Origin of the sequence: Pedobacter sp. SYP-B3415, from assembly GCF_004138205.1 — a bacterium.
Taxonomy (GTDB): Bacteria; Bacteroidota; Bacteroidia; order Sphingobacteriales; family Sphingobacteriaceae; genus Pedobacter.
Genome location: NZ_RXNQ01000021.1, coordinates 1 through 2,315, shown reverse-complemented (window position 1 = coordinate 2,315; position 2,315 = coordinate 1). Strand labels below are relative to the sequence as shown.

Here is a 2,315-nt window from a genome sequence, read left to right as displayed (position 1 = left end):
ACAACCAACATCGTCTCTATTTGTTGTTTGCTCTTCTTTTTTAACTTCTTCCAATATGTCAAAGAACTTTTCTGAGTGTAAAGTCTAAAGTGCAAAGTCTAAAGTTCAAGTATTGCTACTTTCTACTTTTTACTCTTTACTTTCTACTTTATTCCCAATGGTGGAGAATAACGGATTCGAACCGTTGACCCCCTGCGTGCAAGGCAGGTGCTCTAGCCAGCTGAGCTAATTCCCCGAAAGATGTTTTTGTAGTTTAAAGTTCAAAGTCTGAAAGTTCAAAGTCAGCTCATGATCAATGCTTACTTCAAGTATTCATCATTTACTTTCCACTTTTCTCTTTCGACTCATCCACTCTAAGAATGTAGTCCCGAGCAGATTTGAACTGCTGACCCCTACATTATCAGTGTAGTGCTCTAACCAAACTGAGCTACGGGACTATCTTACAATCTCGCCTCTTAGATGATTTGAACACCACGTACTGTGGCTTTCATCTTTTGGGTGTCTTTCTTTTCTCTTATTTCGAAATATCATGTTGCGCAGCGAGTAGTCAGAATCGCTCCAGAAAGGAGGTATTCCAGCCGCACCTTCCGGTACGGCTACCTTGTTACGACTTAGCCCCAGTTACCGGTTTTACCCTAGGACGCTCCTTGCGGTTACATACTTTAGGTACCCCCAGCTTCCATGGCTTGACGGGCGGTGTGTACAAGGCCCGGGAACGTATTCACCGCGTCATTGCTGATACGCGATTACTAGCGAATCCAACTTCATGGGGTCGAGTTGCAGACCCCAATCCGAACTGTGATCAGCTTTTTGAGATTGGCGCACCATTGCTGGCTGGCTGCCCTCTGTACTGACCATTGTAGCACGTGTGTAGCCCCGGACGTAAGGGCCATGATGACTTGACGTCGTCCCCTCCTTCCTCTCTGTTTGCACAGGCAGTCTGTTTAGAGTCCCCACCATTACATGCTGGCAACTAAACATAGGGGTTGCGCTCGTTGCGGGACTTAACCCAACACCTCACGGCACGAGCTGACGACAGCCATGCAGCACCTAGTTTCGTGTCCCGAAGGACTTATTCATCTCTGAATAATTCACTAACTTTCAAGCCCGGGTAAGGTTCCTCGCGTATCATCGAATTAAACCACATGCTCCTCCGCTTGTGCGGGCCCCCGTCAATTCCTTTGAGTTTCACCCTTGCGGGCGTACTCCCCAGGTGGAACACTTAACGCTTTCGCTTAGCCGCTGACCGTGTATCGCCAACAGCGAGTGTTCATCGTTTAGGGCGTGGACTACCAGGGTATCTAATCCTGTTCGATCCCCACGCTTTCGTGCCTCAGCGTCAATTAAACCATAGTAAGCTGCCTTCGCAATCGGTGTTCTGTGACATATCTATGCATTTCACCGCTACTTGTCACATTCCGCCTACCTCTAGTTCATTCAAGCCCATCAGTATCAAAGGCACTGCGATGGTTGAGCCACCGTCTTTCACCCCTGACTTAATAGGCCGCCTACGCACCCTTTAAACCCAATAAATCCGGATAACGCTTGGATCCTCCGTATTACCGCGGCTGCTGGCACGGAGTTAGCCGATCCTTATTCTTACCGTACATTCAGCTCATTTCACGAAATGAGGTTTATTCCGGTATAAAAGCAGTTTACAACCCATAGGGCAGTCTTCCTGCACGCGGCATGGCTGGTTCAGAGTTGCCTCCATTGACCAATATTCCTTACTGCTGCCTCCCGTAGGAGTCTGGTCCGTGTCTCAGTACCAGTGTGGGGGATTCTCCTCTCAGAGCCCCTAGTCATCGTCGCCTTGGTGGGCCGTTACCCCGCCAACTAGCTAATGACACGCATGCCCATCTTAATCCTATAAATATTTGATCATTGGATAATGCTATCCTGTGATTTTATGCGGTGTTAATCCGGATTTCTCCGGGCTATCCCCCTGATTAAGGTAGGTTGCATACGCGTTACGCACCCGTGCGCCACTTTCATGAGGAGCAAGCTCCTCAATCTCGTTCGACTTGCATGTATTAGGCCTGCCGCTAGCGTTCATCCTGAGCCAGGATCAAACTCTCCATTGTAAAGTTTGTTTTCCTGACTAGTTTTAACTATTTAATAAAACAATTAAAATAGTCTTCTTTTTTAATTTTGTCTGTCTCTTCTGACTTAAAAATTTGGCTTGGTACCCTGTACTTGGGTAAATACCTTGTTACCTCGCCACGCTACATTGACATCTCTTTTAAGAACTTTTCCGGCTTATCTTTTACCTCGCGGCTGCCGTTTTTTATATCTTTTCAACTTCATCCCTCTCC

General features: G+C 47.2%; 2 tRNA genes and 1 rRNA gene. All 3 read right to left on the bottom strand.

The window, feature by feature from the left end:
- Window positions 1-158 precede the first annotated feature (158 nt).
- Window positions 159-235 (bottom strand) — tRNA-Ala (locus tag EJV45_RS08700).
- Window positions 236-362: 127 nt separating this feature from the next.
- A tRNA-Ile gene (locus EJV45_RS08695) sits at window positions 363-437 on the bottom strand.
- Window positions 438-562: 125 nt separating this feature from the next.
- Window positions 563-2,084: ribosomal RNA gene (locus EJV45_RS08690) — 16S ribosomal RNA — on the bottom strand.
- Window positions 2,085-2,315: the final 231 nt, after the last annotated feature.